This is a genomic window from Desulfovibrio piger, assembly GCF_951793255.1.
In the GTDB taxonomy this organism is placed as follows: Bacteria; Desulfobacterota; Desulfovibrionia; order Desulfovibrionales; family Desulfovibrionaceae; genus Desulfovibrio.
Genome location: NZ_OX636706.1, coordinates 2,188,443 through 2,214,277 on the forward strand (window position 1 = coordinate 2,188,443; position 25,835 = coordinate 2,214,277).

Sequence of the window (25,835 nt, forward strand, 5' to 3'; positions counted from 1 at the left end):
GATATGGCCCTTGCTCAGCCGACCGCCGATACCGCCTGGCGGCAGGCTCTCCGTATCCGGCAGCCGGGCGGCCGCCAGATACGGGCTGTCACACATGACGCGGTGCATGTCGTCCGGCAGACAAAAAAGGCGTACCGGTATCCGGTACGCCTTTCGTGTTTCGTGCGTCCTAGGGGGCTGTGGCTACTTCATCTCCTGATAGAATTCGTCCACGGCGGCCAGCACTTCCAGCGGCGGGTTCCAGCCGATGAGCGTGGCCATGAAAAGGTTCAGAGCCATGCTGACGGGGCTTTCGAAGACCGGCGAGAGATCACGCGGGCGTGCGCCCTTGAGGATGGCCTCCACCAGACCGGCGCTGAAGCGGCCTTCTTCGGCCGTATTGGATTGCGCCACACTCAGCAGGGCCCCGTGGATCACGTCCGGTGCGCCCAGCTGGGAAAAGGTGGGGACATGCGCATCGGCCAGCGGCTGCAGCACCCTGCGCATGGCACCGGCCTGCAGACCGACATTATACGTGAGGTAAACAGCCTCGGCCCCTTGGTCCACCAGTTTTTTATGACAGGCCAGCAGACGCTCCGAGGCCAGGTCCGTGTCCTGGATGTCGAAGGTATCGGTACAGCGCAGCAGGGTGATCCCCAGTTCCCTGGCGGCATCCTCGATCTCGTTGAGGGCGATGCTGCCGCGGCCGGCCGGGGTATCTTCGTAGGCGATGCCGAGCTTTTTGAAGGCGAAGATGTCGTGGAAGAGCAGGACCTGGCGCTTGAAGCGGTCAGGCTCGATAGGGGCCACCAGATTGTCCCGCCCCGAATCTTCCACCGAGGGGATGATGCCCGCGTCCACCGCATTGGTCACGGACGAGACGATGACCGGAACAGGCAGATCCTGCGCGGCAAGATCCTGTCCGGCCCAGGTCCCGAAGGCCAGGACCATGTCCACGTCCTTCTTTTCCCGGATGCGGCGCAGGACCTCCTGGCGTACTTTTTCCCGTTGTTGGCCGTCCCAGTCCGCGGAGTAGAAACCGTCCGCCGGAAAGACAAGACGTTTGCCGCCTGCATGCTGGTGCAGCCATTCCCACATGCCGCGGGCTTCTTCGCTGTCCTTGGGCAGGGGCACATGCCCGTTCTCGATCAGTCCGCGTTCCTCCAGTCCCAGGGCCAGTCCCTGAAAGATACGCTGGTAATCGGAAAAGGGGCCGCCTTCCACATAGATCACCCGCCATACCTTTTCCCCGTCGGGATCGGCCTGCGCAGGGGCGGCAAAGGCGCAGTCCCGGAGCAGCAGAGGCAGGAGCAGCAGGCAGGCAAGCACAGGGGCAACATATCGTGACGTCTTCATGAAACCTCCGAAAGGGGCGCCGTCTCCTGCTGGAGAGAGGCGGGCCGGGAGTCGGGAAGGGATGGTCCCGGCAGAGTATCGTGGATAAGGGTCTTGCGGATGTGGGGCATACGGCAGGTACGGGCCACGGCCCAATAGGACGGGATGAACCGGACATGTTCCCCCGGCACGGGAGCCTGTGGGCAGCCGCTCAAGTCCAGGATGGCGTAATTGCCGCTGAAATCGGATATCCGCCAGTCCGGGCGGGCCAGGGAAAGGCCCCGGACGTCCGTATGCAGGCTGCCGCAGTCCACCAGCGCCTGGAGCCGTTTTCCCAGATCAGGGCAGTCGGCGTGCAGCCCCCGTCCGTTGTGGACGCTCTGTCGGGGCGGACGGATGTCCCGTTCCGTCACTTCCAGCACCGTGGCCGACAGGCGGAAGATATCCTGCCGGAAGTCCCCGGCCAGCAGGGCTTCGTCCCGGTACATGTCCCGGCCAAGCAGCAGGGGATCCCCCATGCGGAATTCCATGATGCAGCCGGGCGGCAGATGCGGTCCATGCCCGTGACGGCGGGCGAACCAGTTCCAGAAGATGCTCCCGCCCAGGCTGACCCGGTGCAGGGCATGCCCCAGCAGGGTGCCTGCCCGGGCCGCCAGGGCTTCGAGCAGGGCCATGTTCTCGTCGTCCGGACAGGTCCCGTACAGGCAGCCGAGATTGACGCCGATGCCCGCCACATGGGCGCCCGGCCCATGGGCCGCACGCTGCGACGCGGTCGCCACGGCCCGCAGCAGGGCGGGGGCATCTTCCTGCGGGATCCCTTCGCGCATGTCGCCTATATCCACCATGAGCAGGGCCTCGTGATGCAGACCCGCGGCACGGGCAGCAGCATCCAGGGCCCGGAAGGTCGTCTCACAGGAAAAGGCGCTGCGTTCGAACAGGCGGACGACGTCGTCCGCCCTGTCCGGGGGGGCCAGATTGATCAGGACGCGCCCTGTGCGTGCAGGCGGCTCCTGTCCGTACAGAAGATGCTCCGTCATATCCGCGATGCCGTAGCGGGCATAGCCCTGCGTACGCAGGAAATCGACGACGTCCGGGTGGGAAGCCACCATCTTCAGCACCGGCAGGAAACGGAAGCCCCAGGCCTGTTCCTGGCGCCGCACAAGACGCAGATTATGGGCCAGGGCATCCAGATTTATCTCCAGTTCAGGCATGAGGCATCTCCAGGGGGGAAGGCGCAAGAAAGGGCAGGCTCCCGATGGGCGGGGCCTGTTGCAAAAGGCTGTCCAGCAGCAGCGGTCGCATCTCCTGAGCGGACAGGTCTTCATAATGATACGGCAGCGAGGCTGCCAGGGCATGATCGACCCGGCTGTGCCGCAGTGACTGCCACAGGGCGGGAGAAAGGCCGCCGGCCAGCCAGAGGTCCGCGGCGCCGGCTCCCCGGCCGGTCTGCCGCAACGGGCCGTCAGGGCAGGGCAGACGCAGGGGCAGCAGGCCCGTGCAGGGCGGACAGGGCCGGAATGCCCCGGCGATGCGCGTGGCCGGCCCGTCGGCACCGCAGTGCCGCAGAGCCGTACAGATGCCCCGGATCATGCGCGGCAGGTACGAGGTCTGGAAGATGCCTCCGGCACAGCGCAGGCCCCTGGCCGCCGTCACGGTGGCGAAATAAAGGAAAAGCGAGGGGAGGATGCGCTCTTCCGTCAGGGCCCTGCCCAGGGTGCGGGCATCCAGCGGCAGGCGCCAGCCTGCATCCCGGACAGCCACCAGCGAGCGGAAATCGCAGGCAGGCCGCAGGGCCAGGGCCCGGCCTTTGCCGTCCACGCCCCAGAACAGGAAGGTGCCTCGCTGCAGGCCTTGCGCGTCCCCGGTCCAGCAGGCCCGTTGCCCGTTGAGGGCATCCCAGATAGCAGCGGCCAGCGGCGGATGCAGGAGCAGGTGCCGGACAAGGCTGTCCGGTTGTTCCAGATCGGCCGTGATCAGGCGACCGCACAGCCATTGCATGTCCAGCGAGACCAGCGGCGGGAGATCACAGCTTTTCGGGATGACCTGCTGCCACAGCAGGGCATTCATGAGGCTGGCCTGATCCCGGAATGTCTGCTGTTCCAGGACGCGGGGATGGCGGTAGACGGCCTGGACAAGACGGTCCAGAGCATGCGGCTCTTCCGGCTGGCCGGAAAGCTGCGAGGGCAGGATGACCTCGGCGGCGGTGAACGCCGGGCGCACGCTGATGAGCCCATGCCGGTCCCTTCCCGGCAGGATGGGCAGTTTGCGGCTGCGGAAACTCACCTCTTCCGGAGTGCCGCATCCCAGCAGGATGCCGCGAGGATACGCCACGTTGTTGGCCGGGACAGCGCCGCAGTTGAACAGGGGCACGGCGTGACGGCAGCTCATGGCGAACAGCAAGTCGCCCTGGAAGAATTCCGGGTGGAAATCCACACCGTGATGGTTGGCCGTGAGGGCATGGAGATCGCTCTCCAGTTCACGGCGCAGGGCCTGCCCCAGATCGGGCGAATACAGCCGGGCGCAGGTCGCGGCGGCCAGTTCCACAAGGTCGTCAGCGGCTTGCGGCGGCCTGGGCAGGGCGGCATCCGCGCCAAAGCCTGCCGCATAGTCCGCCAGTGTCTGCGCTCCTGCCTGTTCGAAGGCAGCCAATGCCTCTGGGCAACGGCTGCGGATCCAGTCCCGGGCGGAGGTCATGCCCTGTCTCCCGAATGGCGGGCCGGGCGGACCAGCAACAGGAAAAGAAGGGAAATGGCCACCAGGATGATGCCTGCCCAGCGGGCGGCGTCATCCACGCTCATGATGGCCATGACAGCCCCCACGCAGACCGGGCCGATGACCTGCCCCACGCGTTGCAGGGCATCCAGCAGGCTCATGGCCTGATCCACACCGATGGCCCGGGCGATGTCCAGTTCCAGCAGGAATTCGCTCTGGGCCGGGATGTTGAGACCGGTGGCCAGTCCCAGCAGGATGGAGCCCGCCACCGAAGCCGGCAGGGGAGGAAGGAAACAGAAACAGGCCACGGACAGGGCCGAGAGGATGCCGGCCCAGAAAAGGAGCGGGCCTTTGTGCAGGCTGTTGCCGACCAGACGGGCGAAAAGGGGACCGCTGTAGATGACGATGAGGCAGTTGAGCATGTAGATGCGTCCGATGTTGGACTGGGCCACATCGGCCTGCTTGAGGAAGACAGGCAAAAAGTAGTTGAGGAAACCCACGCAGAGCAGGGCCGAGGGCAGCAGAGCCAGCAGGATGAAAGCCAGGAAGTGGCGGTCCGCCAGCAGGCGGCGGATCTGCGGCAGCGTCAGTCTGGCGGCCGGGGCTTCTTCCCGGACGTCTTCCTGCTTTTCCTGTCCGCGCAGCAGACGCAGGGGCACCAGGGCCAGACAGGCCAGGATGACGGCGGAGATGGCGAAAACGGGACCGTAGCCCAGACGTTCGGCCAGCATGGCCCCCAGGGCGCTGCCGCACAGGGATCCGGCATAGACACCGGCAAACATGTCGGCCAGTTTGCCGTTCCGCACCGTGTAGGCTTGGGCAGTGAGCAGGGAAAGGCCGTAGCCCAGTCCCACCAGCGCCCGGGCGGCGATGAAAAGCCAGGGGGTCCAGGCCAGCATGGAGGCCAGATAGCCCAGGGCCATACAGATGATGCCCGTCATGAGGGGCGGCCGGGCCCCTTTGCGCTTCATCCATGTCCCGGCGATGAGCACGCTGAGGCCGGTCATGCCCATTTCTGCGGAGATGGGCAGGCCCAGCAGTACGTCGCGCGGGAGTATGCTCGTGGTGGTGAGTTCGGCCATGCGCAGGGGGATGAAGGAAATGGTCATGTCCATGGCCAGGATGAAGACGAACATCAGCGGGCGGAACAGGGCGCTGCGGTGAGCGTGGGATTGCGTCGTCCCCTGCAGGCGGGCTTCCAGACTGCGGGAGAGCAGCAGGAACATCTCCACCATGAAGATGAGGGAGATGGCCACCAGGGTCAGGATGTCCAGCCCGTTGGCGATCAGGCGCTCCAGCCAGGGACCGCGCGTGAGGGTGGCCCGCAGTTTCCAGCCCTGCTCCGGCGAATCCCCGCTGACGGAAAAGGCCGAGGCCAGCTCCAGCAGGGGGAATTCCTCGCCGGGCGGCAAAAGTTCGGGAAGGGGGCCGGAAGCGTGGCTCGATGCGAATACCTTACCGGAAGGCGCCAGGACCTCCAGGACAAGATCGTCACCGTGGGCGGTGGCGGCCCGGGTCAGATAGGCGGACAGGCGGCTGGTATCGTCCAGGGAGACACCCACCAGCAGCAGGCGGTTGAGGTCCTCGGTCAGGATGGCGCCGGTATGCGCGGCATCGTTCCTGAGCCCCTGCGTATATTGCCGGCTGACGGCATGCAGGGCCAGGGCCCCATTGCCCAGCATGAGCAGCAGGAAAATGGCGATGCACAGATTGCGGGGCATGCCTCCGGAACGGCGCAGGCCAAGGCAGAGGGACAAAAGCAGTATCCCTGCCAGTGCCAGCCCGCCCTGAAAGAGCAGCTGCTGCCGGAAAAGATCCCTGAGTGTGGCATCCAGATTGCGGGAAGGCATCCAGACCGCGATATGGCCCACGATGTGTTCGTCCCGGTCCGCGACGGGGGCCAGCAGCAGTTCCCCGTCCTTCAGGGAAAGGACAGCCTCTGTTCCCGTTTTCGGCAGGCGGTCGCTGATGTCCGGCAAAAGCGGGAAGCGCCCCCAGTGATGCAGGGCCATGCCCCGGGCATCCAGTACGGCCAGCGGCATATCGGCAGCCTGGCCCACACTGGCCAGCAGACGGTCGACATTGTGGTAGGTCTCCAGCTTTTTGCCAAAGCGGATCCCTATGGCCATACGGCTTTTCAGGGCCGTGGCCGCCACACTGGCCGATGCCTGCGTCCCCTCCCGTGTGGCCGTGCGCAGGGAGGAATAGAGCAGGGCATCGTACAGCAGCAGGCTGCACAGGAGGATGGCGATCCATCCGGCCAGGATGCGGCCCAAGGGCGCGCGCTGGTCCATCGAAGAGCAAGGCATGGTCATGAGAATGTCCGGGGAGAGGCAGGTTGGGCCACGCTCGCACTGTGCGTGCGACAGAAGGCCAGCATGGTGATGTCGTCGGATTGGGGCTCTTCTCCCCGGAAGCGGACAAGCTCCGAGAAGATGAGCGTCAGCAGTTCCCTGGGCGAGGCCCCGCGATGGGCGGCCAGGAAATCCTGCAACCGGGCCTCACCGTACAGTTCCTTGTCGCCGTTCATGGCTTCGGTCACCCCGTCGGTAAAGAGCAGGCAGGTCTCCTGTTCCTTGAGGGTTTCCGTGAACAGCGTGTATTCCATGTCCGGGATGACGCCCACCAGCGGGCCGCTCAGCTTGTCCAGCATGCGGGGCGGGGCGTCCGAGGCCGCATCGATGATGTAGGGCGGGCAGTGCCCGCCGTTGGCGTAGCTCAGTTCACCGCTTTGGGGGTCATACAGGGCCAGGAAAAGGGTCACGAACATGTTGCCCGGGTTGTGGGCCTCGAGCATGGCGTTGACCTGCGACATGGCGGCCGCCGGATCGAGCCCGGAGCCGAGGGCGTAGCGCACGAGCGTGACGGTCATGGACATGAACAGGGCCGCCGGGACACCTTTGCCGGACACGTCTCCCAGGACAAGGGCCCGCCGCCCGTCGCTGGTGACGAAAAAGTCGTACATGTCGCCGCCCACTTCCTTGGCGGGATCCAGAAAGGCCGAGGCCCGGAAACCGCACACTTCGGGAGCTCCGTCCGGGGGCGGGAGGATGCCCATCTGGATCTCGCGTGCGGCGGAAAGCTCGCCCTCCATACGTTCCTTGCTGGCGGTGGCCTCCATCAGATTGCGGATGTTGGTGGCAAGGGCCCCGCCCAGATGGGCATAGGCCCGGGCCAGCTGGCCCAGCTCGTCGCGACGTTCCAGCGGCAGCCCCTGGCTGAGGAGGGGCTCGAGCCGGTCAAGGGCATCGGGGGCGGCAAAATCCACTTCGGCCAGCTGACGGGTCTTGCGGGTCAGCAGTTTCAGGGGACGCAGCGTCCTGATGAGCATGAGCAGGGCCGCCAGAGCCACCAGCAGCATGATGGGCAGGCTCACGGCCAGCAGGCTGGCCAGCAGGCTGTCGGAAGGTTCCCGTATCTCGTCAAGGGGGGCCGTCAGGGCCACATACCAGCCAAAGGCCCGGATGCTGCCCAGCAGGCAGAGCATATCGCCCTGTGCCGACGGCAGGATGACCTTGGCCATGCCCGTCTGGCGGGCTTCTGCCCGGGCCGCGTCGAGGCCGTCAGGAAGAAGACCGTCACCACTGGAGACCAGGATATGCCCGTCACCGTCCAGCAGCGCCACGAGCCCGCCGGGATAAAGGGACATCTCCCTGAATTTTTCCCGCGTGTCCTCCAGCAGTTGCATCTGGGCCCGGACAGCCATCTTTTCCAGATCGTCCAGGGGGATCATGGAGACCAGGATCTCCCGTGACGGCCTGTGGCCGTCCAAAGGCAGGAAATAGGTCAGCACGGGGCGATAGGTGCCGGAGGGGACCATGCGGCCTTCGTTGGTGGCCACGAGGCGGGGCAGGTCAAAAACGGCAAAATCACCATCCCGGGACAACTGTTTGAGCAGGCGCTGCACGGGCCGCTGTTTGGCATCCCGCAGACTGGACGACAGGCCCAGAAGACTCGTCTGGCCGCTACGGAGTTTTTCCGTATCCAGGATCTCCATGCGGATACTGTCGACGTCATCCACCAGAGCGATGCTGGCGGCGTCCATGGCGGACAGCAGGGGTTGCAGGACGAGGTGGGCCTGCCCGCTGCCCGCGGGACGTTGCGGGGCCAGGGCCCGCAGCAGTGCCTGGACGCGGGCGGAGGTGTCCCGCAGCTGCGCCTTGCGCAGGAGCACGGAGCGCACCTTGGCCGCCAGATGGTTGAGGGTGGCCGTATTGAGCCGTTCCTCTTCCACCAGCAGCAGGGTGGCGAAATTTTTTTCTTCCATCCCGATCATGGTCTCCCCGACCCGCTGCCAGGTCAGGTAGAGGACCAGCGCGACGGTGAGGGCCACGGAACAGACCACCAGCAGGGCCAGCCGCAATCTCAGGCTTGCGTTCATGCCTCCTCCCCGTCATGGCCGTGGGCCGTCTTGTCGAGGCGCAGCAGTTTTTTGCGCAGGCCTTCCCGGGTGATGCCGAGCAGTTCCGCCGCCCGGCTCTTGTTGCCCTGGCAGGCGTCGAGGGCCCGCTGTACCAGCAGGCGCTCCGCCTGTTCCAGATTAAATGTCGTCCGGATGTCCGGCAGCGGTTCCCGGGGGGCGGTGGCGCTTGTCTTTATGCAGCCGTGGCGCGCCAGGGCGGCCAGCAGTTTGGGAGAAAGATCCGACGGACGGATGACCGTATCCACGGTAAGGGCCGCTGCCCGTTCCATCTCGTTGCTCAGTTCGCGCACATTGCCGGGCCAGTCGTAGGCCAGCAGGCACTGCTGGGTGGCCGGGGCCAGGGTCAGGGCAGCGCGTTCCATATTGTGCGCATGCTGGGCCAGCAGATGCCGGGCCAGCAGCAGGATGTCGTCGCCCCGTTCGCGCAGGGGAGGGAGCGTCAGCTCGGCCACATTGAGGCGGTAGTACAGGTCTTCCCGGAAGCGCCCCCGGGCCACGGCCTGCCGCAGGTCCACATTGGTGGCCGCGATGACCTTGATGTCCACGGGCACGGGCCGGGCGCTGCCCACGCGCAGGACTTCCCGTTCCTCGAGCACGCGCAGCAGTTTGGCCTGATTGGGCAGGGACATGTCCGCCAGTTCGTCAAGGAAGAGCGTCCCGCCCGAAGCTTCTTCCACCAGGCCGCGGCGGGCGCTGACGCCGGTGGCCACGCCCTTTTCGATGCCGAACATCTCGCTTTCGAACAGGGAGTCGGGGATGGCCGTACAGTTGACGGCCACGAAGGGGGCATCACGCCTGGGGGAGTGGTAATGGATGGTCTTGGCGAAGATCTCCTTGCCCGTGCCGGAAGGCCCCAGGATCAGAGTGTTGATGGGCCGCCGGGCGATGGCCAGGGCCTGGGCCACCACCTGGCGCATGGCCGGGCAGCGACCGATGATGCGGCGGACATTGTACTCCTTTTGCAGGGTCTCCACCACCTGCCGGTTCTCCTCGTGCAGGCGCAGACGGCTTTTTCCCAGCTCCTGCGAAAGCTGTTCCACCTTTTCCAGCAGTTCCGCCCGGTGGAATTCACGGGCTTCCACCTTGACGATCATCATGCCGAAGGCCTCGGCCAGACGTTCCAGCTCCGGCGAGGAGCTGCCTTCCCGGGTCAGGGCGAACAGGGCATCCTCGTCCGCGGGACGACCCCAGGCAAGGTCGTCGCACAGGCGTATCAGCAGGGCAAGGGTTCGGGCGTTCTTTTCGTGCATGGCTTATCCTTGGCGCAGGGATTGCACCCAGCGCAGCACTTCCGCCACGGGGCCGATGAGGTCCTGGGGGATATAGGCGTTTTCCGTGCCTTGCTCGTACAGGCTGCGTGCCAGCGGCACGTTGCGCATGATGGGGATGCCCTCTTCCCGGGCGGTCTCGATCATGCGCTGGGCCAGCACGCCCTGGCCCTTGGCCAGGATGACGGGCAGGGGGGTCCTGTCTTTTTCATAGTCCAGAGCCACGGCAAAATGGGTGGGGTTGGTCACAAGCACCTTCGCTTTCCTGACGTTGGCGATCTGGTTCTGGGCGATCATCTCCTGGTGCAGCTGCTTGCGCTTGCCCTTGATGAGCGGATCGCCCTCGCTTTCCTTGAATTCCCGTTTGACTTCTTCCTTGCTCATCATGTGCTGCTTGTTGAACTGCCACTTCTGGAAGCACCAGTCCGCGGCGGCGATGACGCAGAACACGCCCGCCGAAACAAGGACAAGGTCACCGCAAACGGAACCGAGAAGGCGCCACATGTCGCCGATGTCACCCTGCGGGATGCGGAACAGCTGCGGCATGTAGTCGGAAAAAATGACGTACACATTGATGCCCAGGATCAGCACCTTGATGATGTTCTTGAGGAACTCCACCAGGTTCTTGAGGGAAAAGACCTGCTTGAACCATTTGTTCATGCTCAGGTTTTCCAGTTTGGGCATGGCGGCCTGTACGGAAAACAGCACCCCCACCTGCATCATGTTGGCACAAAGGGCCACGACCATGACCATGCCGATGAGCGGCAGGGCCACACGCAGGGCGCAGAGCAGGGTGGACGTGACGGCCAGGGGCAGGGCCTCCTCGAACGGCCTGTCCATGAGCAGCATGGGGGCCTCGCCCATGGCCAGCAAGGTATTGAGCATGTCGGAAGACATGGCCAGCAGATAGACGGCCACCGCCATGACGGTCAGGGCCGAAGGCACGTCCTGGCTTTTGGCGACCTGCCCTTTTTCCCGGGACTCCCGCAGGCGTTTTGGGGTCGGTTGTTCTGTTTTTTCGCTGCTCATAGGCTCAAAGTCTCCCGCGCTCCGCATCTGCCGTCATGGCCTGCGGGCATGGCGGCATCATTCCCCTCCCGGCAGGAGATTATTCAGCTTGAGGATGGATTCCCGTGTAAAATCAAAAAGTTCCGGTGCATGCGACAGCAGCAGTCCAAAATAGAAGCACAGCAGGAAAGCCGCGATGCCGCACTTGATGGGCATGGCCAGCACATACACGTTGAGCTGGGACGCAAAACGGTTGATCAGGCCCAGGGCCACGTCGGTCAAAAGACAGGCTGCCGCGATGGGCCCGGCCAGCAGCAGCATGTGCCCCATGAGCCAGCCGACCTTTTCCGCAAAATACAGGGGCGCTCCCTGGGGCACATCCAGGGGCAGGAGCTGCGTCACCGGCCAGATGCCGTAACTGGCGTACACCAGCCCCATGAAGGCCAGGAACGCCCCGGAAGTATAAAAAATGTAGACCAGGCTCTGGAACAGCAGCTGGCCCAGAGGGCTGCTCTGGTCGCCGGAAAGGATGTCCGTTCCTTCGGCCATGCTGGCCCCGCGCTGGTTGTCCATGAAAAAACCGGCACTTTGCACGGTCCAGAAGACGATGCCCGCAAGAAAGCCGATCATCAGGCCGAGCACGGCCTCCTTGAGCAGGAGCAGGGCCAGCTTGCCGCCCACCGCCAGGGAGAGCGCTGCGGAAAGCGTGATCTCGTCGGTCAGGTGGCTGACGATGACGGGATGCAGGGGCAGGTACAGGGCCAGCACCAGCAGCAGACGTATCTGGCCCGTCACCACCGCAGAGCCCAGGAAGGGCGCCACCGTGACCAGGGCGAAGAGCCGCGGCATGCCCAGCAGCAAGGCCGTGAGGTGCCCGTAGACCCCGAGTTCCTGCAAAAATTGCGAAAAATCCATGCGTGTCCTGTCCGTGGCGTATCCTGGGGGCACCTCTTCCGTCAGCCGTATCCAGGCCTGCCGTTCAGAGTAGGTAGAAGCGGTTGAAGATGTCCTCGCTGTACCGCAATATCTCGCCGCTCAGCCATTTGCCCATAAGGAAGAGCGTCAGGCCCACGGCCAGCAGCTTGACGCCGAAGGCCAGGGTCTGTTCCTGCAGCTGGGTGATGGCCTGGATGAGGCTGAGCACGATGCCCACCACCGAAGCCACGATGATGGGCGGCAGGGACAGGATCATGACCAGGTACAGGGCCTTGACGGCGTAATCGATGGCAAGTTCCATGCCTAGCTCCTAGAGGCGGATCCGGTTCATGGGCTGGACGCTGATCTCGGGGGTGAGCTCCTGGTAGGAGACCACGGGCAGGCGGTAATGCTCCCCTTCGATAAGGCGGCGCACATAGCGCCGGATGTCCATGCTGGCCAGAAGGACGGGCATCTGGACATGCTTGCGGTAATCGCCCGCCGCTGCTCCCACGGCCGCGATGAAGCGGCGCGAGGTGTCGGGATCCAGCGCCAGGAAGGCCCCGGCCGAGGTCTGGCGGATGGCCTTGCGGATGGTCTCTTCCACCGAGGGATCCATAAGGATGGCCGGCAGCATGTTCTGGCCCCGTGAATACATGTAGCTGATCTGGCGCTTGAGGGCCCCGCGCACGTATTCGGTCAGCATGACGGTATCTTTTTCCTTGGGGCTCCATTCGATGATGGCCTCGAGGATGTTCCGCAGGTCGCGGATGGAGACCTGTTCCTGGGCCAGACGCTGGAAGATCTCCGCGATACGCTGCACGGGCAGCAGACGGGTGGCCTCGCGCACCAGGTCCGGGGCGCGTTCTTCCATGCGGTCCAGCAGGTATTTTGTCTCCTGCATGCCGATGAAGCTGGAGGCATGCCGTGCCAGGATCAGGGAAAGGTGATAGGCCAGGATGCGCGAGTGGGTCATACAGGAGAGCCCGGCCTGCTCCAGCAGGGCCTGTTTTTCCGCCGGGATCCACAGGCTTTCCACATCGGGCAGGAAGTTCTCTCCGCGCCGTACGTCCAGGCCGAGCATGCGCAGGGTGTCCTCGCTTTCGCGCGCCAGCACCATGCCCTGTTCCAGATGCCCGCGCGACATGGGGATCTCGTTGACCTGGAGCTCGTAGGTCAGGCCCGACAGGGACGAGGAAACGCGCAGGTTGATGCCCGGGAAGGGCACGCCAAGGTCGAAATACAGCGCACGGCGCAGTGCGGAGAGCTCGTCGTTGAGGTTGTCGTAGTCCAGGGACGCCGCCAGGCCCTCCGAAATGTCGAGGATGATGGGGACCGTGGGGGCAAAGTCGTCCTGGGGACCGGAGGGCCGCCCCTTGCGTTCCTTGCGGGTGGCGGACTTGAGGGACTGGTTGAGCTCCTTGCGGGCATCCCGGGGCGCGGGGGCGGAACGTATCCTGTCCAGGATGTAGCCGAGCCCGGCGATGGCGAAGGCCAGGGCGAACAGCTGCGGCTTGGGGAAACCGGGGATGAGGGCGAACAGGAAGATCAGCCCGCCCGCCATGAGCAGGGCCTTGGGCTGGGCGAAGAACTGGCCGCCGATCTGCGCGCCCACATCTTCCTGGGTATCGCCGGAACGGGTGATGAGGATACCGGCCGAGATGGCGATGATGAGCGAGGGGATCTGGGAGACGAGGCCGTCACCGATGGTCAGGATGCCGTAGATCTCCAGGGCTTCCCCGGCAGAGATGCCGTGCTGGGTGATGCCGATGACGGTACCGCCCACGATGTTCACCACGGCCACGATCATGCCGGCGATACTGTCGCCCTTGACGAACTTCATGGCGCCGTCCATGGCGCCGAACATCTTGCTTTCCTGGCTGATGACATCGCGGCGGCGCTGGGCCTCTTCCATGTCGATGACCCCGGCGCGCATGTCCGCGTCGATGGACATCTGTTTGCCGGGCATGGCGTCCAGGGTGAAGCGCGCGCCCACTTCGGCCACGCGTTCGGCACCCTTGGCGATGACCAGGAACTGCACGATGGTCAGGATCAGGAAGACCACGGCACCAACGACGAAATTGCCGCCCAGGGCGAACTCGCCGAAGGTCTGGATGATCTCGCCGGCGTCGGCGTTGAGCAGGATCAGGCGGGTGGTGGTGATGTTCAGGCCCACGCGGAACAGCGTGGTGAACAGCAGCATGGTGGGGAAGGAAGAAAACTCCAGCGGTGTCCTGACATACATGGTCATCATCATGATGGCGAAGGACAGGGCCAGGTTGGCGCCGATAAGCGTGTCCACCAGGGCCGTGGGCAGGGGCATGATCATCAGGGCGATGACGGCCACCAGCAGGCCCACCAAGGCCAGGTCACTGTGGCGCGTGGTCAGGGAGACGATGTTGCGTGCGTCGGAGAACAGGCTCACAGGCGGCTTCCCCCTGCGGCAAGATAGGCATTGAGGGCATTGCGGGCCTCGTCGGGGCGCTGCGCCTGCCACAGGGCACGGGCCCTGAGCAGATGCAGCACGGCATCACGGGAGGCCAGCGGTCCGCCCGCCAGGACGAGGTCCAGCTGTTCCAGGGCGCGCTCGGGATCGCCCAGCTCCAGCCAGGCCACGGCAAGACAGCGCCGGGCCCAGAGGTCGGCGGGATCCAGGGCGAGCAGGGCCAGGGCCAGCTTGCGGGCACGCTGGAACTGCCCCATGCGCAGAAAAAGATGGCCCAGCACCTGCAGGGCACGGCCCTGGCCGGTGGTGAGCGGGGAGGTGGCCTCCGCCATGCTAGCCTCCTACCATCAGGCCGGTATAGGCCCGGAGCAATTCGGTGTTCTCCAGCAGCGGCGCCAGCTCGTCACGCACGAAAGCCCGCACGGCGGGCTTGTCGCTGTCCCTGAGGGCCGTCAGGGCGCCCTGCAGCTCCATATGGAAAAGTTCGGGCTGGAGGAGGGAGCCGTCGCCCACGGGCGGACAAAGGGCCGCCTCCAGCTGCTGGGCTGCCTTGCGGCTGTTGTACAGCTCATCCAGACCGGCTTCACGCATGGCGCTGGAGGCCAGCGGACGGGCATCAGGCAGGTGCCCCGCCGTCCCGGGGTCCATGATGTTCTGTATCCCCAGTCCGGGATCCAGCAGGTTGATGGAGGATGTTGCCATGATCAGGCTCCCTGTAGATGGTTCATGACGCGGGCCAGCTCCATGACGGCCTCTTCCAGCAGGGCGGCCGTGGTCTGCCGTTCGGGCAGACGGGTCAGGAGGATCAGGGTATCTCCTTTCATGCCGGCGGTCAGGGAAAAAGCGTGTGCATGCCGGTAATGGCACAGGGCCAGGGCCCGTTCGGGCAACGTGCTGTCATGCGGGGGGAAGGGGCGGGCCAGATAGACCAGCAGCTCTTCCCGGCCATGCCGTTGCTGCTTTTCGAAATACAGGCGCCCCATGCCGCTGACATCAAGAGCCACCAGCCCCTGCGGTGAAAAGGCCAGTCCGGGCAGGCCCATGCGCATGCCGAAAGCGTTCAGTTCGTGGTCCAGCATAAGATCTCCGCGTATGTCTTGGACAAAGGCTTATCCCTGTTCCGCCAGCCAGGCGTCTTCCTCGGCGATGGCGGCGTCCACGGCATCCTGGACGGCATCCAGCACCTTCATGCGGCCCTCGTTGCCGTCGAACAGGGACGGGGCGAAGGAACGCGTAGTGTTGAGCAGCTCCTGAAGGAAAAGCACCTTGTGCTCGATGTCCGGGGCACCGGCTTCCTCGGCCAGGCGGCTGATGCGGCTGCCGCTGATGTAGCGCTCCTTGCGCAGGTCCAGCACCTTGCCCAGCAGGGCCATATCGTCCAGAGGACAGTGCCGGATCCCGTGGATGCTGCTCCAGCGTTCCAGCAGGCGGGCGCACAGGCTGCGGGCGCTTTGCAGCTGCCGCAGCTCGCCCAGGCTGCCGTTGACGTGCTCCAGATGGCTGGTCTCCATACTGGGCACGTCGGCCGCAAGGTCGCTGGCCAGTGCCTTGTAAAGGAAGTCCAGCGCGGCTTCAAAATTATTGCCGTACGTCTTCTGGATATGGTCGTAGAGGCTGTTGACGTCTTCAAAATGACGGACGGTTTCCCGATAAAAGCTCCCCAGCGCGCCGGCATCGCCCAGTCCTTCAAATCCCCGGGCATTGAGCGCGCCGTTGATCCCGGCCCGTATGGCGGGGCCTTCCGTGCGTTCCAGCTCTTCCAGAGCTTCGTTCAGGACACGCAGAGTCTCCGGCGAGGTGTCGGGGGTGGCGGACAGCTCTTCCTGGATGTCCTTGAGGGCGGCCCATGCCTCGGAGGGGTCGGGAAAGAAACGGCGCAGCTGGCGCAGGGCTTCTTCCTTTTCGGTCCGGGAGTCCAGAAATCCCTTGAGATCCCTTGTCTTCTGGACCTCGCGGGCTTCACGCATCATCTCCTGGTACTTCTTGATGCGTTCCTCCATGGCCTCGTTGATCTCGTCCCGCTCCTTGCGTTCCTCCAGTTCGAAATCGTCCGTGGTATCCACTGCAAAGGTCAGTTCTTCGGCAGCCTCGGCCAGCAGGGAAAGAGGAGATTCCACCACGGTGGCCGTATTGCCGAACAGCGAGCCTGTGGCTGCGGAGGATGCCGTCGTATTGCGGGACGTGGGCTGCACCTGGGAGTGCTGGATGGAAAAATCGATGCTCATGACGAACTGCGCCTCCCGATCCCGTAAAAAAAATGTTGGCAACACGATATGCGATATGCCAGAATCATGCCATATGTTTCTGGTAGCACGAGCCTGTGGCAACAGCAAGGGTACTCCCTGCGGGATCTGGCGTCCTGTTCGTAAAAAAGTCCTGTCCGGGAGAGTGTTGCGGGAATTTTGTTGTTTATCGGAGAAAATGAAGTATCAAAAAAGTTGGCAATCGGGAGCTTTGTTGGGCATTTTTGATGCGTTTTTAGCCAAATACAAGCATGGCACGCTTTATGCTTTGCCAATTGCAACCGCACTCAAAAGGAGATTTGTTATGTCGTTTACGGAACAGGATATGAAGAAGCAGATGGAAGATTTCGCCGCCCTCCGTGAAGAGTTTTCCCGTCTGGAAAGCCAGGAAAAAGCCATGCGCAAGCAGCTCGGCCTGTCAGAGCAGGAAAAGACGGATCCGGCCACCCTGACTCCCGAACTGCGTAAAATGGCCGAAGAAGCCGAGGCCGAAGCCCGTCGTGCCGGTGAAGCCCGTGCCGCCCAGGCCCGCACCGCTGCTAGGCCGGCCGCTGCCGGCGGCATCCCCGGAGGCGGCCGCCGGAATATCGTCCGCCTGTAAGCGGACAGGCATCGGGCCCGCCGTTTTTGACCATTATCCTTTGCGTCGTTGCAGAACAACAAAAATCAGGGGTTATACATGAGCAAAGTCAATTTCGATAGCACGTCCTCTGTTTCGTTCGGTGAACTGGGCCCCACCACGAGCCTGCAGCTGATGTTCGCCAAGCTGCAGCTGGAACTGGCCGAGACCGCCAAGACCCAGGCCAAGGACAAGATGGACGCCATCGCCAAGGCGCAGGACGAACAGAAGCTGGTCTCCCAATTGCTTAATGAAGCCCGGCAGTCCAAGGCCAATGCCAAAAATAAAAATAGCGAGGATATTACGACAACTTATTATAAATATGACAAGGATGGCAAAATCACCGGATCTTATACGGAAACAGCACCCAAGGGGAAGAACTATAACCCTATGAGCAACGATATGGTGAAATATATGGACGAGCATAATCTTGCCTATGACAAGACAGGGAACGACCACATGCATACTGCGGAAGAATGGGACGTGGCCATCACGGCCCTGGAAGGCCGTCTGGAAGAGCTGGGCACCAATACCCAGCAGGAGATGGTCTATATCCAGGATTACATGGGCCAGTACAACTCCTATCTGCAGGGCGCCAACACCCAGATCGCCAACTCCAACCAGACCCTCACCAGTCTGGCCCGTGGTCAATAGGCTGCGGCCGACATAAGGAACTGATATGAGCCAGGTCAATTTTTCCTCGACATCTTCTGTTTCGTTCGGTGAACTGGGCCCCACCACGAGCCTGCAGCTGATGTTCGCCAAGCTGCAGCTGGAACTGGCCCAGACCGCCAAGACCCAGGCCATGGACAAGATGGATGCCATCGCTTCGGCGCAGGACGAGCAGAAGCTGGTCTCCCAGTTGCTCAACGAGGCCCGTCAGGCCAAGGCCGATGCCAAGGCCGGGGTGGGCAATGACGCGGCCAAAACGGAGACGTTCAACGTGCCCAAGAAGGATGCTAACGGCAAAGTTTTAGTCGACGACAAAGGAAACATTATTTACGAAGAAAAGCCCCGTACCGAGACTGTGCCCAAGGGCAACAATGCGACTTTCATGAGCCAGGAAATGGTGGATTATATGGAGCTGCACGGTCTGGCTATAGACAGGACAGCCAACAATTATTCACATAGTGCCGACGAATGGGACGTGGCCATCACGGCTCTGGAAAGCCGCCTGGAAGAACTGGGCACCAACACCCAGCAGGAGATGGTCTATGTCCAGGACTACATGGGCCAGTACAACTCCTATCTGCAGGGCGCCAACACCCAGATCGCCAACTCCAACCAGACCCTCACCAGTCTGGCCCGTGGCCAGTAGCCGTCAGACAGGCAGACGGCATCCACCCCAAGGAGCGAGTATGAGTCAGATCACCGAACAGGAAAAAGACATCCAGTCCGCCCTGCTGGACATGGCCAAGGCGGCGGGGTTCACGGAAGAGGAGTTCCACACTATCCAGGCTGCCCTGGAAAAGGGGGCGACCCTGGCCGATGTGTTCAACATCAGCAAAGACACGCTGGAATCCGGTTATGCCTATGCCTACAATCTGTACAAGGCGGGCAACTACAAGGATGCCGAAAGCATGTTCCGCGGCCTGTGCATGTATGATGGCGACGATCCCCGTTACTGGATGGGTCTGGCCGGTTGCCTGCAGGCCCGGGAAGCCTGGCAGCAGGCCATCGATACCTACGGCATGGCCGGTGTGGCCGGCGGCCTCAAGGATCCCGCGCCGTTCTACTATGGCGGCCTGTGCCATCTGAAGCTGGGGGACGGCGAGAACGCGGCGGCTTCCTTCCGCGCCGCCCTGGGGCTGGGCGATGCCTCCATCCCCGCGCACAAGGCCGTCCATGACCGTATCCGTGCCCTGCTTGCCACGCTGGTCCAGTCCAAGGAGTGATGTCATGAGCATGGTTCAGGGAACACGGTCCGGGACGCCCGCGACCGATCTGGGCGCGCTGCTGCAACTGGCGGCGACCCAGCAGGGGGCGAACAAGGCCCCGGATGTCAAGGATCTGGAAGAGAGCCTCAACGCGCTGCGTTCCTTCCTGACTGCGCGCTGCGGTTCGCTGCTGCCGGATCTTGAAGAGCCGTCCCCGCAAAGCGGCACCACGGTCTCGCTGTCCGCTTTGACCATGAGCGGCCTTTCTCTGGAGACCCTGCTGGATGCCGTCGGCTTCGAGCAGCGCCGTACCGAGACCAAGGCCGGTGTGGCCTCGCTGGAGGCCCGCGCCCAGGAGCGCGCCATGGCCAATGAGGAAAAACTCAAGTCCATCCAGGAGCAGCTGGAAAAGGCCAAGAGCCAGAGTTTTCTGGATGGCCTGCTCAAGGCGTTCAAGTATATCGGCATGGCACTGGCGGCCATCGGCTCCGTGGCCATGATCGCCGCCGGTGCGGTAGGCCTGGCGGCCGGTGGCTCCGGCGCGGCGCTCATCGCCGTCGGCGTCGCGAGCCTGGCGCTGCTGACCAGCTCCATCATGGAGGAGGCGTCAGGCGGCAAGGCCGGCTTCAGTCCGGCATTCATCATAGGCAAGATCATGGAGGCGTGCGGCGCCAGCGATACGGCGATCCAGTGGACGAAGTTCGCCGTGGATCTCGCCACCACCATCGTCCTGGCGGCGTGCACGTTCGGTGCCGGGGCGGCAGGCGCGGCCGGTAAGGCGGCCCAGACCGCCACCAAGGCGGTTTCGGACACGGCCCAGACCATCCAGAAGGCGGCCTCCTGGACGGCCCGTGTGGCCACCATGGCCGGTGGGGCGAACACCATAGCCCAGTCGGCCACCACCATAGCTTCCGCCGTCAACGAAAAGGATATCAGCTTCCTGCAGGCCCAGCAGAAGCGTTTACAGGCCATTCTGGAGCGCATCGCCATGGCCAATGAGCTGGATGTGGAGCATATCAAGGAAATGATGCGGCGCTCCGAGCAGACGCTCCAGACCGTGTCGGACATCGTCCAGGAAAGTGTGCAGGCCAATGTGGCCATCCTCAGCGGCAATCCGGCCATGGCCTGATGCCTGAAAAGGGAGATAGTATGGACACCATCATCACGAATGCAACGGGATACAGCTCCGTCGAGTACAGCAGGCTGCTGGAGCAGGCCCAGGCGAAGGGTGTCAGCGCCGCCAAGGTCGATGAGACCCTGATCAATGCCATCCAGGCCGGCAAGGACTTTACTGCGGCCGTCAAGGACGTGCGGAGCCAGCTGCCCGACCTGGCGTCGCCCGGAGAAAATTCGGGAGACCTGTCGGGCTGGACGGCCCTTCCCAGCCCCGGCGCCCTGTTCGCTTCCGTGATCCTCAAGGATGCGGCGGAGCAACGGCGCACCAACCGCAGCATCATCCAGGCGCAGGGGTTGCAGATCGTCGACCTGATGAAACAGCAGGCCGACAAGATCGAGACGGGCGCCATCCAGAAATTCGCCTGCGCCGTGACCGGGGCCTTGGTGAACATGGCGGCCGGTGCGGCCAGCGTGGGCGTGGCCATCGCCGGTGTTGGCAGATCCTCGAGCGGCGGGCTGGACATGCTCGCCCGCAAATCCGCGGACGGACAGCTCACGACCGCTGTCGCACAGTCGTTCAGTACCATGATCTCTGCGGCCGGGAGCATGTTCACGGCGGGCGGGGAGTTCGGCCAGAGCCTGCAGTCTGCCGAGGCCAAGCGTCTGGAGGCCCAGCAGGAGCAGATCCGCACCATGATGGAGCAGACCAAGCAGACCAACGAGGCGCTCAAGGACCTTGTCTCCAAGTCTCTGGATTTCATGAATTCCATGCAGGCCAACATGAACCAGACCCGCACCAAGATCCTGGGATGATCCGGCAGCGCCCGTAAGGGCGCGCCGGTCCGGAAGAAAAGGTTTGACGATGACGCTTGTTTTTGCGTACCGTTGAACTGTGTTTGGACATGAAAAACGTATGCAGGACTGCCTATGGTTTCGCTGGATGACAAGGTCCGTGCCCTTGCGGTGACGGCCGGTTGGAAGTCCCCCCGTCCGGGACAGGACGGCTCATACAGCTTTCGGCTGGAGGATGGCCTTGACCTGAAAGTCTTTTCTCCCGACGGGCGCTTGTGTTTCCTTCTGGCTGACCTGCGCGCCCTGCCGGAGCCGGGACATGAACGGGACAGTCTGCTCCGCAATGTGGCAGGCCGGCAGGCCGGCATCTGCCGCGAGCGCGCCTCGGTCGTGGCCCTTGAACGACAGGAAGATGCGGCTGCCCGGGGCCTGGACGGGGAGCGCCTGATATTGCAATCCCGGGTGCCTGTGGACGTACCTCAGCAAGAGTTCGACGATGCTGTCCGGGATTTCCTCAATGACCTCGCCTGGTGGAAAAAAAGCCTGGGGGACTCGCCGCGTGAGGAGTTGCCTCCCATGTTCTCCATGCCGGGTACGTTTTTCGGAGGCGTCTATTGAAGCGCCTTGTAGCTGTCTGCCTGTGCTGGACCTTCTGTTGCCTTCTGGCAACAGAAGGTCTTTGCGCGTCTTCCCGCAGCGCCTTCCCGTTCCGGGCGGCGTTCTCTCATTATGCGGACAATGAAAATATCTGTACGGTCCTTTCCGCTTTTGCCCGTGCCGAGGGCTATGGCTCGGTATGCAGTCCTGCCCTCAAGGGGCAGATGAGCGGCCGTTTCGAGCAGGTGGACCCCCGTACGTTCCTCAACGGCATGCGTTCGGCCTTCGGGGTGCGCTGGTATACGCAGGGACGTACGGTGACGTTCTGGACCGACAGTGAACAGACAGAAGCCTTCCTGGCGCCGTCTACGGTCTCGGCCGCTGCCTTGCGGGACATGCTGCGCAGTGCGGGCATGATCTCGCCGCAGCTGCCTGTCAGGCTGCTGCACGCCCAGAATCTGCTTTCGGTCAGCGGTCCGCCCATCTATCTGGACCAGCTGCGCGGGGCCATGAAAGCCTTTGAGGATGCCCAGGGCAGCCGCAGCGTCATGCGCGTGTTCCCGCTCAAGTACGCCTGGGCGGAAGACATGAAAGTCAACAGCATGGATTCCACCGTGACCATCCCCGGTGTGGCCAGCATCCTGCAGGCCATGGCCAACGGGACCCCGCTGACCGGGTCACAGGTGACGGCGCAGCCGTCGGCGCAGGGTGGTCTGCGGGGCAAAGGGCTGATCGCCATGAACGCCTCGACGGATACGTCCCAGGCTTCGCCGGCAGTCCCCCAGAACGGGAAGGATCAGTCCGGGACGACTGCCGGGCCCAGCATCATCGCCGATCCCCGGGTCAATGCCGTTGTGGTGACCGATGCCGAATACCGCATGAGCTATTATGCCAAGGTCATCGCCGATCTGGACAAGCCTGTGGAGCTTGTGGAGATCCATGCGGCCATCGTGGATATCGACAGCGATTTCTCCCGTGATTTCGGCGTCAACTGGTCGGGTACCGGTGCTTACGGCAAGCACTGGACAGGCGGCGGCAGTGCCGGGGGCACTTCGACCAGCGGCATCTTCCCCTCTGCCGGGGCTTCCAGTGCCGGGGGCCTTTCCTATTCCACCCTGTATTCCTACGGCTCGGACTACTTCCTGGCCCGCGTCACCGCTCTGGAAGAAGACGGCCAGGCCCGCGTGCTGGGCAAGCCTTCCGTGCTGACCATGGACAACGTGCAGGCCTCGCTGGAGAATACCAGCTCCTACTACGTTCCCGTATCGGGCAACGAATCTTCCGACCTGTTCAAGATCGACTCCGGGACCGTCCTGAAGGTGACGCCCCACATCATCCCCGGCCTGCCGGGGCAGGCGGACAGCATCAAGCTCATGGTCAGCGTGCAGGACGACCGGGACGACGGCTCCAGCCTTTTTTCCGTGGATCCCAACAACCTTTCGCCCATCAAGCAGACCAAGATCAATACCCAGGCCATCGTGGGAGAAGGGCAGAGCCTGCTCATCGGGGGACATTATTACGAGATTCAGAGCGATGCGGAGACCGGCATCCCCGGCCTCAAGAACATCCCCATCCTGGGCGGCCTGTTCGGTTCTACGGGCAAAAAGCATCAGCGCATGGAGCGTCTTATCCTGATCACGCCGCGCATCGTCCGCATGGATACGGCCTCCAATGTGCCGTCCCGCGTGGATGACCCCCGTTTCAGCCGGACGCCGACACAGGCCGACTATGAGGAACGCCGTCCCAAGGAGATGCCTGTGGGCGGTTGTGCACGTCGCCGTGAACTGGCGCCGGACGTGCAGCCCGCACCTTCTGTGACGCTCACGCCCCAGCCGGTGCCTGTGCCCGCCACCAACAAGAGCATCCAGAATTCGACCATGCCGCAGCCCATACTGACTCCTGTCAGCACGGGGGCCCAGCCGGTGCCGGCCCCTGTCGGCAGCACGTCTGTTTCTGCCGGAGGGCGGCAGTGACCTGCAGCCGGGGCAGTGCCATCTGCCTGTATGTCTTTTCCGGGCCGCATCTGGGGGCCTGCGTTGAACTGACGGAAGGAAGCTGGGTCGTCGGGTCTGATGATGCCTGCGACATCATCCTGACCGGTCTTGCTCCCCGTCATGCCGTTCTGGACATTTCGTCCGAAGAGAATGCCTTTCCCGTACTGGCCGTGACGCCCCTGGATGGTCCCCTTCGCCTGCAGGGAGAAGAGCCCGTGGAGCCCGCCGAGGCCGATGGTCCCTTGCGCCCCGCAGCCGGGAGCGCCTGGTATCTTGGCACGACCTGTTTTGCCTGGAACCGTCCCGGAGTCCCCCAGGAAAGCCTTGTACCGGAGCTGTCCCCGCACGCCCGTACCGTCGGGGCCGAAGAAGCGGCGTCCGCAGAGGCAGAAGCTGTCCCCGCTGTCACGGAGACAGCGGAGCTGTTGCCGACCGCCAATGATCTTGGCATGGACGCCGGGGCTTCGGAAACACTGTTGCCGGATGTCCCGGAATCTTCTCCCGCTCGCCGTGTCGGCTGGCGGGCCTTGCTGCTGGTACTGGTGGCGATTTTTCTGCTTGCGTTGTCGCTGATGGTCAGGCCTGCGGACTCTGATCCTGAACATTATCCTGAGATCATTAAAAAATATCTTGAAGATGCCGGCATACGCGGGCTGGCTGTAAGCCGCCGTGATCCCGGAGTGGAGATCCGCGGGACAGTGGCGGACGATGCTGCCATGATCCGTTTGCGTGACATGGCACGTGGCTTGCATATCCCTGTGTACCTGGAAGTTGCCGTACAGGAAGACATGCTGCGTGCTGTGCGCAGTTCGCTTGGTATCCGCGGTTTCCATCCTGATGTCGTCCTGTGGGAGAACAAGGGCAATCCGCGTTTGCAGGTCAGGGCCTATATGAAGGACGAGCTGCTGGAGGCAGCGGCTTTCACGGCCCTCAAGGCCGAAGTCCGGGGCCTGCCGGCGGTGGACCGGCACATCGTTTACGAAAAGGATCTGGCGCCGGTGCTGGATGCGGCCCTGCAGCGGGAAGGTCTGGGGAGCGTCCGGGTCATCTACCTGCCGGGCAGGGTGGATTTTTCCGGTGATTTCCGGCCGGAAGACACCAGAAAACTGGACGCCATCCGTCAGGATGCCAGCGAGCTGTTCGGTGTTCGGTTGCACGGGACCTCGTCGGCGTCGGGCGCTCTGGCAGCTGCAGAGCGCTCCCTGACACCTTCCCGGGACGGTGAACCCGCCGCTGCCACACCGGCCCGGCCTTCGGGCGGTACCGGCGGGGATCCCCTGGGCGGGCTGCGCGTGACCGGTGTCACCATGTCGCCCATGCGTTTCGTGACTACCGCCGACGGCAGACGCCTGTTTGAAGGCGCCGTGCTCCCCAGCGGCTGGACCCTGGAGAGCATCGATACCAAAGTCCTTGTCCTGCGTAACGGCAGCCAGGTCGTCAGTCACAGATTGAGAGGTAAATGATGGAAATGGAATCAGCCTTTGACATGCTGGCGGAAGATCCTTCGGGCCGTGGCCTCAAGCAGCTTCGCGAGGAGCTGTTCGAGATGCGGACGGACGTCAAGCGCGCCATGGATGCCGGCATGACGTCAGACGAGATGGCTGTTGCCCGGCAGGTCATGACCGCCGTGGATGCCGCGGAGAAAGTGGCGGAGCGTGTCTACGATACGCTGAACCGCTGATCCGGGGAAAGCCGCCGCAGACTGCGGATGGCCGGTGTGGCCGGTCCCCGCAGCTTAGGAGCGGCCCTTCCGGCCGCAGCGCCGGGCAGCAGAAAGCGTAAGAGCAAGATGACCGCATTGCGGATCAGTCAGGAGAATATCATGAATATAGGAAGCTCGGGCGGGATCGATATCGGCCAGCTGTTCCAGAATGCCACCAACGGGCTGAGCCAGGACGGGCAGGCCCTGCAGGCCAAGATGGACCAGATCAGCGCCTCCGGCGAGGTGGACCAGATGCAACTGCTGGAGCTGCAGTTCGCCATGGGGCAGTACAACGCCAAGCTGGAGACCATCTCCTCGGTGACCAAGAGCATCCAGGATATGCTCAAGTCGCTGGCCCAGCGGACGGGCTAGCCTCCGGGAACGGAGGCGTGCAGGCAAGAATGTTGTGATGGGGCCGTTTTCCGGCCCCTAAAACGGGAGAGATATATGGTTTCCGAAAAACAGATGGCCCGCCTGCTGGATCTGGCCAATCTGGCCTGCCAAAAGGGGCTCGTCGGGGAGGCAAGGACCATTTTCCAGGCAGTCCTGGCGCTCAGGCCGGGGTTCGCGCCGGCCCTTGTGGGGCTGGCATTTTCTCATGTGGTCGTGGATGATTTCGATACCGCGCTCACCATCCTGGACCAGGTCCTTGCGGATAATGCCGCTGATGCCGACGCCCTTGCCATGCGTGGCCTTGCCTGTCTGCTGGCCGGGCGCAGAGGGGATGCGGAGCAGGCCTTTGCCGCCATTCCGCAGGATTGCGCTGCGGCCGATATGGCCCGGGCCGTCATGGAAGTCGCCTGACCGGC

26 protein-coding genes are annotated in these 25,835 nt (G+C 63.5%); 12 read left to right on the forward strand and 14 right to left on the reverse strand.

The genetic code is table 11. The features are described from left to right. Nucleotides 1-183: 183 nt before the first annotated feature. The 14 genes from Q4I12_RS09710 to sctW all read right to left on the reverse strand — a co-directional run bounded on the left by Q4I12_RS09710 (nucleotide 184) and on the right by sctW (nucleotide 16,311). Complete coding sequence (locus Q4I12_RS09710) at nucleotides 184-1,335, reverse strand: ABC transporter substrate binding protein (RefSeq protein ID WP_205906014.1); 1,152 nt, start codon at nucleotides 1,333-1,335, stop codon at nucleotides 184-186. Then, nucleotides 1,332-2,525, reverse strand: a complete 1,194-nt coding sequence (locus Q4I12_RS09715) for an alanine racemase (RefSeq protein WP_302261441.1) — start codon at nucleotides 2,523-2,525, stop codon at nucleotides 1,332-1,334. Before Q4I12_RS09715 ends, Q4I12_RS09710 begins: the two co-directional genes overlap by 4 nt. Beyond that, the gene (locus tag Q4I12_RS09720) at nucleotides 2,518-4,008 is read right to left on the reverse strand and encodes a hypothetical protein (protein ID WP_302261442.1); all 1,491 of its coding nucleotides are present in this window, start codon (nucleotides 4,006-4,008) and stop codon (nucleotides 2,518-2,520) included. Before Q4I12_RS09720 ends, Q4I12_RS09715 begins: the two co-directional genes overlap by 8 nt. Next, nucleotides 4,005-6,341: an MFS transporter gene (locus Q4I12_RS09725; protein ID WP_302261443.1), complete on the reverse strand. Its 2,337-nt coding sequence runs from the start codon at nucleotides 6,339-6,341 to the stop codon at nucleotides 4,005-4,007. Before Q4I12_RS09725 ends, Q4I12_RS09720 begins: the two co-directional genes overlap by 4 nt. Then, complete coding sequence (locus tag Q4I12_RS09730) at nucleotides 6,338-8,407, reverse strand: SpoIIE family protein phosphatase (protein WP_302261444.1); 2,070 nt, start codon at nucleotides 8,405-8,407, stop codon at nucleotides 6,338-6,340. The genes Q4I12_RS09725 and Q4I12_RS09730 overlap by 4 nt, the downstream gene beginning before the upstream one ends. Then, nucleotides 8,404-9,699 (reverse strand): sigma-54 interaction domain-containing protein, encoded by a 1,296-nt coding sequence (locus tag Q4I12_RS09735; RefSeq protein WP_297137923.1) that lies wholly within the window; start codon nucleotides 9,697-9,699, stop codon nucleotides 8,404-8,406. Before Q4I12_RS09735 ends, Q4I12_RS09730 begins: the two co-directional genes overlap by 4 nt. A gap of 3 nt (nucleotides 9,700-9,702) precedes the next feature. Further along, nucleotides 9,703-10,746 (reverse strand): type III secretion system export apparatus subunit SctU, encoded by a 1,044-nt coding sequence (gene sctU / locus Q4I12_RS09740; RefSeq protein WP_297137921.1) that lies wholly within the window; start codon nucleotides 10,744-10,746, stop codon nucleotides 9,703-9,705. 57 nt (nucleotides 10,747-10,803) lie between these two features. Next, nucleotides 10,804-11,640, reverse strand: coding sequence for a type III secretion system export apparatus subunit SctT (gene sctT / locus Q4I12_RS09745; RefSeq protein WP_302261445.1), 837 nt, complete (start codon nucleotides 11,638-11,640; stop codon nucleotides 10,804-10,806). Nucleotides 11,641-11,704: 64 nt separating this feature from the next. Beyond that, nucleotides 11,705-11,962, reverse strand: a complete 258-nt coding sequence (gene sctS / locus Q4I12_RS09750) for a type III secretion system export apparatus subunit SctS (RefSeq protein ID WP_006004747.1) — start codon at nucleotides 11,960-11,962, stop codon at nucleotides 11,705-11,707. A gap of 9 nt (nucleotides 11,963-11,971) precedes the next feature. Next, nucleotides 11,972-14,065 carry a type III secretion system export apparatus subunit SctV gene (sctV, locus tag Q4I12_RS09755; protein ID WP_168934964.1) on the reverse strand — a complete coding sequence of 698 codons (2,094 nt, stop codon included), beginning with the start codon at nucleotides 14,063-14,065 and terminating at the stop codon, nucleotides 11,972-11,974. Continuing rightward, nucleotides 14,062-14,418 (reverse strand): type III secretion apparatus assembly chaperone SctY, encoded by a 357-nt coding sequence (gene sctY / locus Q4I12_RS09760; RefSeq protein WP_168934963.1) that lies wholly within the window; start codon nucleotides 14,416-14,418, stop codon nucleotides 14,062-14,064. Before sctY ends, sctV begins: the two co-directional genes overlap by 4 nt. Before the next feature lies 1 nt (nucleotide 14,419). After that, a complete protein-coding gene (gene sctX, locus Q4I12_RS09765) occupies nucleotides 14,420-14,788 on the reverse strand; it encodes a type III secretion apparatus assembly protein SctX (RefSeq protein ID WP_168934962.1) in 369 nt (122 codons plus the stop codon). 2 nt (nucleotides 14,789-14,790) lie between these two features. Further along, a complete protein-coding gene (gene sycN, locus Q4I12_RS09770) occupies nucleotides 14,791-15,165 on the reverse strand; it encodes a type III secretion chaperone SycN (protein WP_204625466.1) in 375 nt (124 codons plus the stop codon). A 30-nt stretch (nucleotides 15,166-15,195) separates the two neighbouring features. After that, on the reverse strand, nucleotides 15,196-16,311 hold the full coding sequence (gene sctW, locus Q4I12_RS09775) for a type III secretion system gatekeeper subunit SctW (protein WP_302261446.1): 1,116 nt from the start codon (nucleotides 16,309-16,311) through the stop codon (nucleotides 15,196-15,198). On the opposite strand from sctW, the gene Q4I12_RS09780 reads away from it, so the two are divergent. The 12 genes from Q4I12_RS09780 to Q4I12_RS09835 all read left to right on the forward strand — a co-directional run bounded on the left by Q4I12_RS09780 (nucleotide 16,292) and on the right by Q4I12_RS09835 (nucleotide 25,830). After that, a complete protein-coding gene (locus Q4I12_RS09780; RefSeq protein WP_302261447.1) occupies nucleotides 16,292-16,930 on the forward strand; it encodes a hypothetical protein in 639 nt (212 codons plus the stop codon). The two genes, sctW and Q4I12_RS09780, sit on opposite strands and share 20 nt — an antisense overlap. A 78-nt stretch (nucleotides 16,931-17,008) precedes the next feature. Beyond that, nucleotides 17,009-17,602: a USH1C-binding protein 1 gene (locus Q4I12_RS09785; RefSeq protein WP_297137908.1), complete on the forward strand. Its 594-nt coding sequence runs from the start codon at nucleotides 17,009-17,011 to the stop codon at nucleotides 17,600-17,602. Between the two features lie 25 nt (nucleotides 17,603-17,627). Next, nucleotides 17,628-18,266 (forward strand): USH1C-binding protein 1, encoded by a 639-nt coding sequence (locus tag Q4I12_RS09790; RefSeq protein WP_302261448.1) that lies wholly within the window; start codon nucleotides 17,628-17,630, stop codon nucleotides 18,264-18,266. 40 nt (nucleotides 18,267-18,306) lie between these two features. Next, a complete protein-coding gene (locus Q4I12_RS09795; protein ID WP_302261449.1) occupies nucleotides 18,307-18,843 on the forward strand; it encodes a SycD/LcrH family type III secretion system chaperone in 537 nt (178 codons plus the stop codon). Between the two features lie 4 nt (nucleotides 18,844-18,847). Further along, a complete protein-coding gene (locus Q4I12_RS09800; RefSeq protein ID WP_302261450.1) occupies nucleotides 18,848-19,954 on the forward strand; it encodes a hypothetical protein in 1,107 nt (368 codons plus the stop codon). 20 nt (nucleotides 19,955-19,974) lie between these two features. Beyond that, nucleotides 19,975-20,754 carry a hypothetical protein gene (locus Q4I12_RS09805; protein ID WP_302261451.1) on the forward strand — a complete coding sequence of 260 codons (780 nt, stop codon included), beginning with the start codon at nucleotides 19,975-19,977 and terminating at the stop codon, nucleotides 20,752-20,754. A gap of 114 nt (nucleotides 20,755-20,868) precedes the next feature. Continuing rightward, the gene (locus tag Q4I12_RS09810) at nucleotides 20,869-21,351 is read left to right on the forward strand and encodes a type III secretion system chaperone family protein (RefSeq protein WP_297137899.1); all 483 of its coding nucleotides are present in this window, start codon (nucleotides 20,869-20,871) and stop codon (nucleotides 21,349-21,351) included. Then, nucleotides 21,348-23,303 (forward strand): type III secretion system outer membrane ring subunit SctC, encoded by a 1,956-nt coding sequence (sctC, locus tag Q4I12_RS09815; protein WP_302261452.1) that lies wholly within the window; start codon nucleotides 21,348-21,350, stop codon nucleotides 23,301-23,303. Before Q4I12_RS09810 ends, sctC begins: the two co-directional genes overlap by 4 nt. Then, the gene (sctD, locus tag Q4I12_RS09820; RefSeq protein ID WP_204625456.1) at nucleotides 23,300-24,787 is read left to right on the forward strand and encodes a type III secretion system inner membrane ring subunit SctD; all 1,488 of its coding nucleotides are present in this window, start codon (nucleotides 23,300-23,302) and stop codon (nucleotides 24,785-24,787) included. Before sctC ends, sctD begins: the two co-directional genes overlap by 4 nt. Continuing rightward, nucleotides 24,784-25,005 carry a hypothetical protein gene (locus Q4I12_RS09825; protein ID WP_204625455.1) on the forward strand — a complete coding sequence of 74 codons (222 nt, stop codon included), beginning with the start codon at nucleotides 24,784-24,786 and terminating at the stop codon, nucleotides 25,003-25,005. The genes sctD and Q4I12_RS09825 overlap by 4 nt, the downstream gene beginning before the upstream one ends. 141 nt (nucleotides 25,006-25,146) lie before the next feature. Next, complete coding sequence (locus tag Q4I12_RS09830) at nucleotides 25,147-25,398, forward strand: EscF/YscF/HrpA family type III secretion system needle major subunit (RefSeq protein ID WP_040369130.1); 252 nt, start codon at nucleotides 25,147-25,149, stop codon at nucleotides 25,396-25,398. A gap of 75 nt (nucleotides 25,399-25,473) precedes the next feature. Beyond that, nucleotides 25,474-25,830 carry a tetratricopeptide repeat protein gene (locus Q4I12_RS09835; protein WP_168936552.1) on the forward strand — a complete coding sequence of 119 codons (357 nt, stop codon included), beginning with the start codon at nucleotides 25,474-25,476 and terminating at the stop codon, nucleotides 25,828-25,830. Nucleotides 25,831-25,835: the final 5 nt, after the last annotated feature.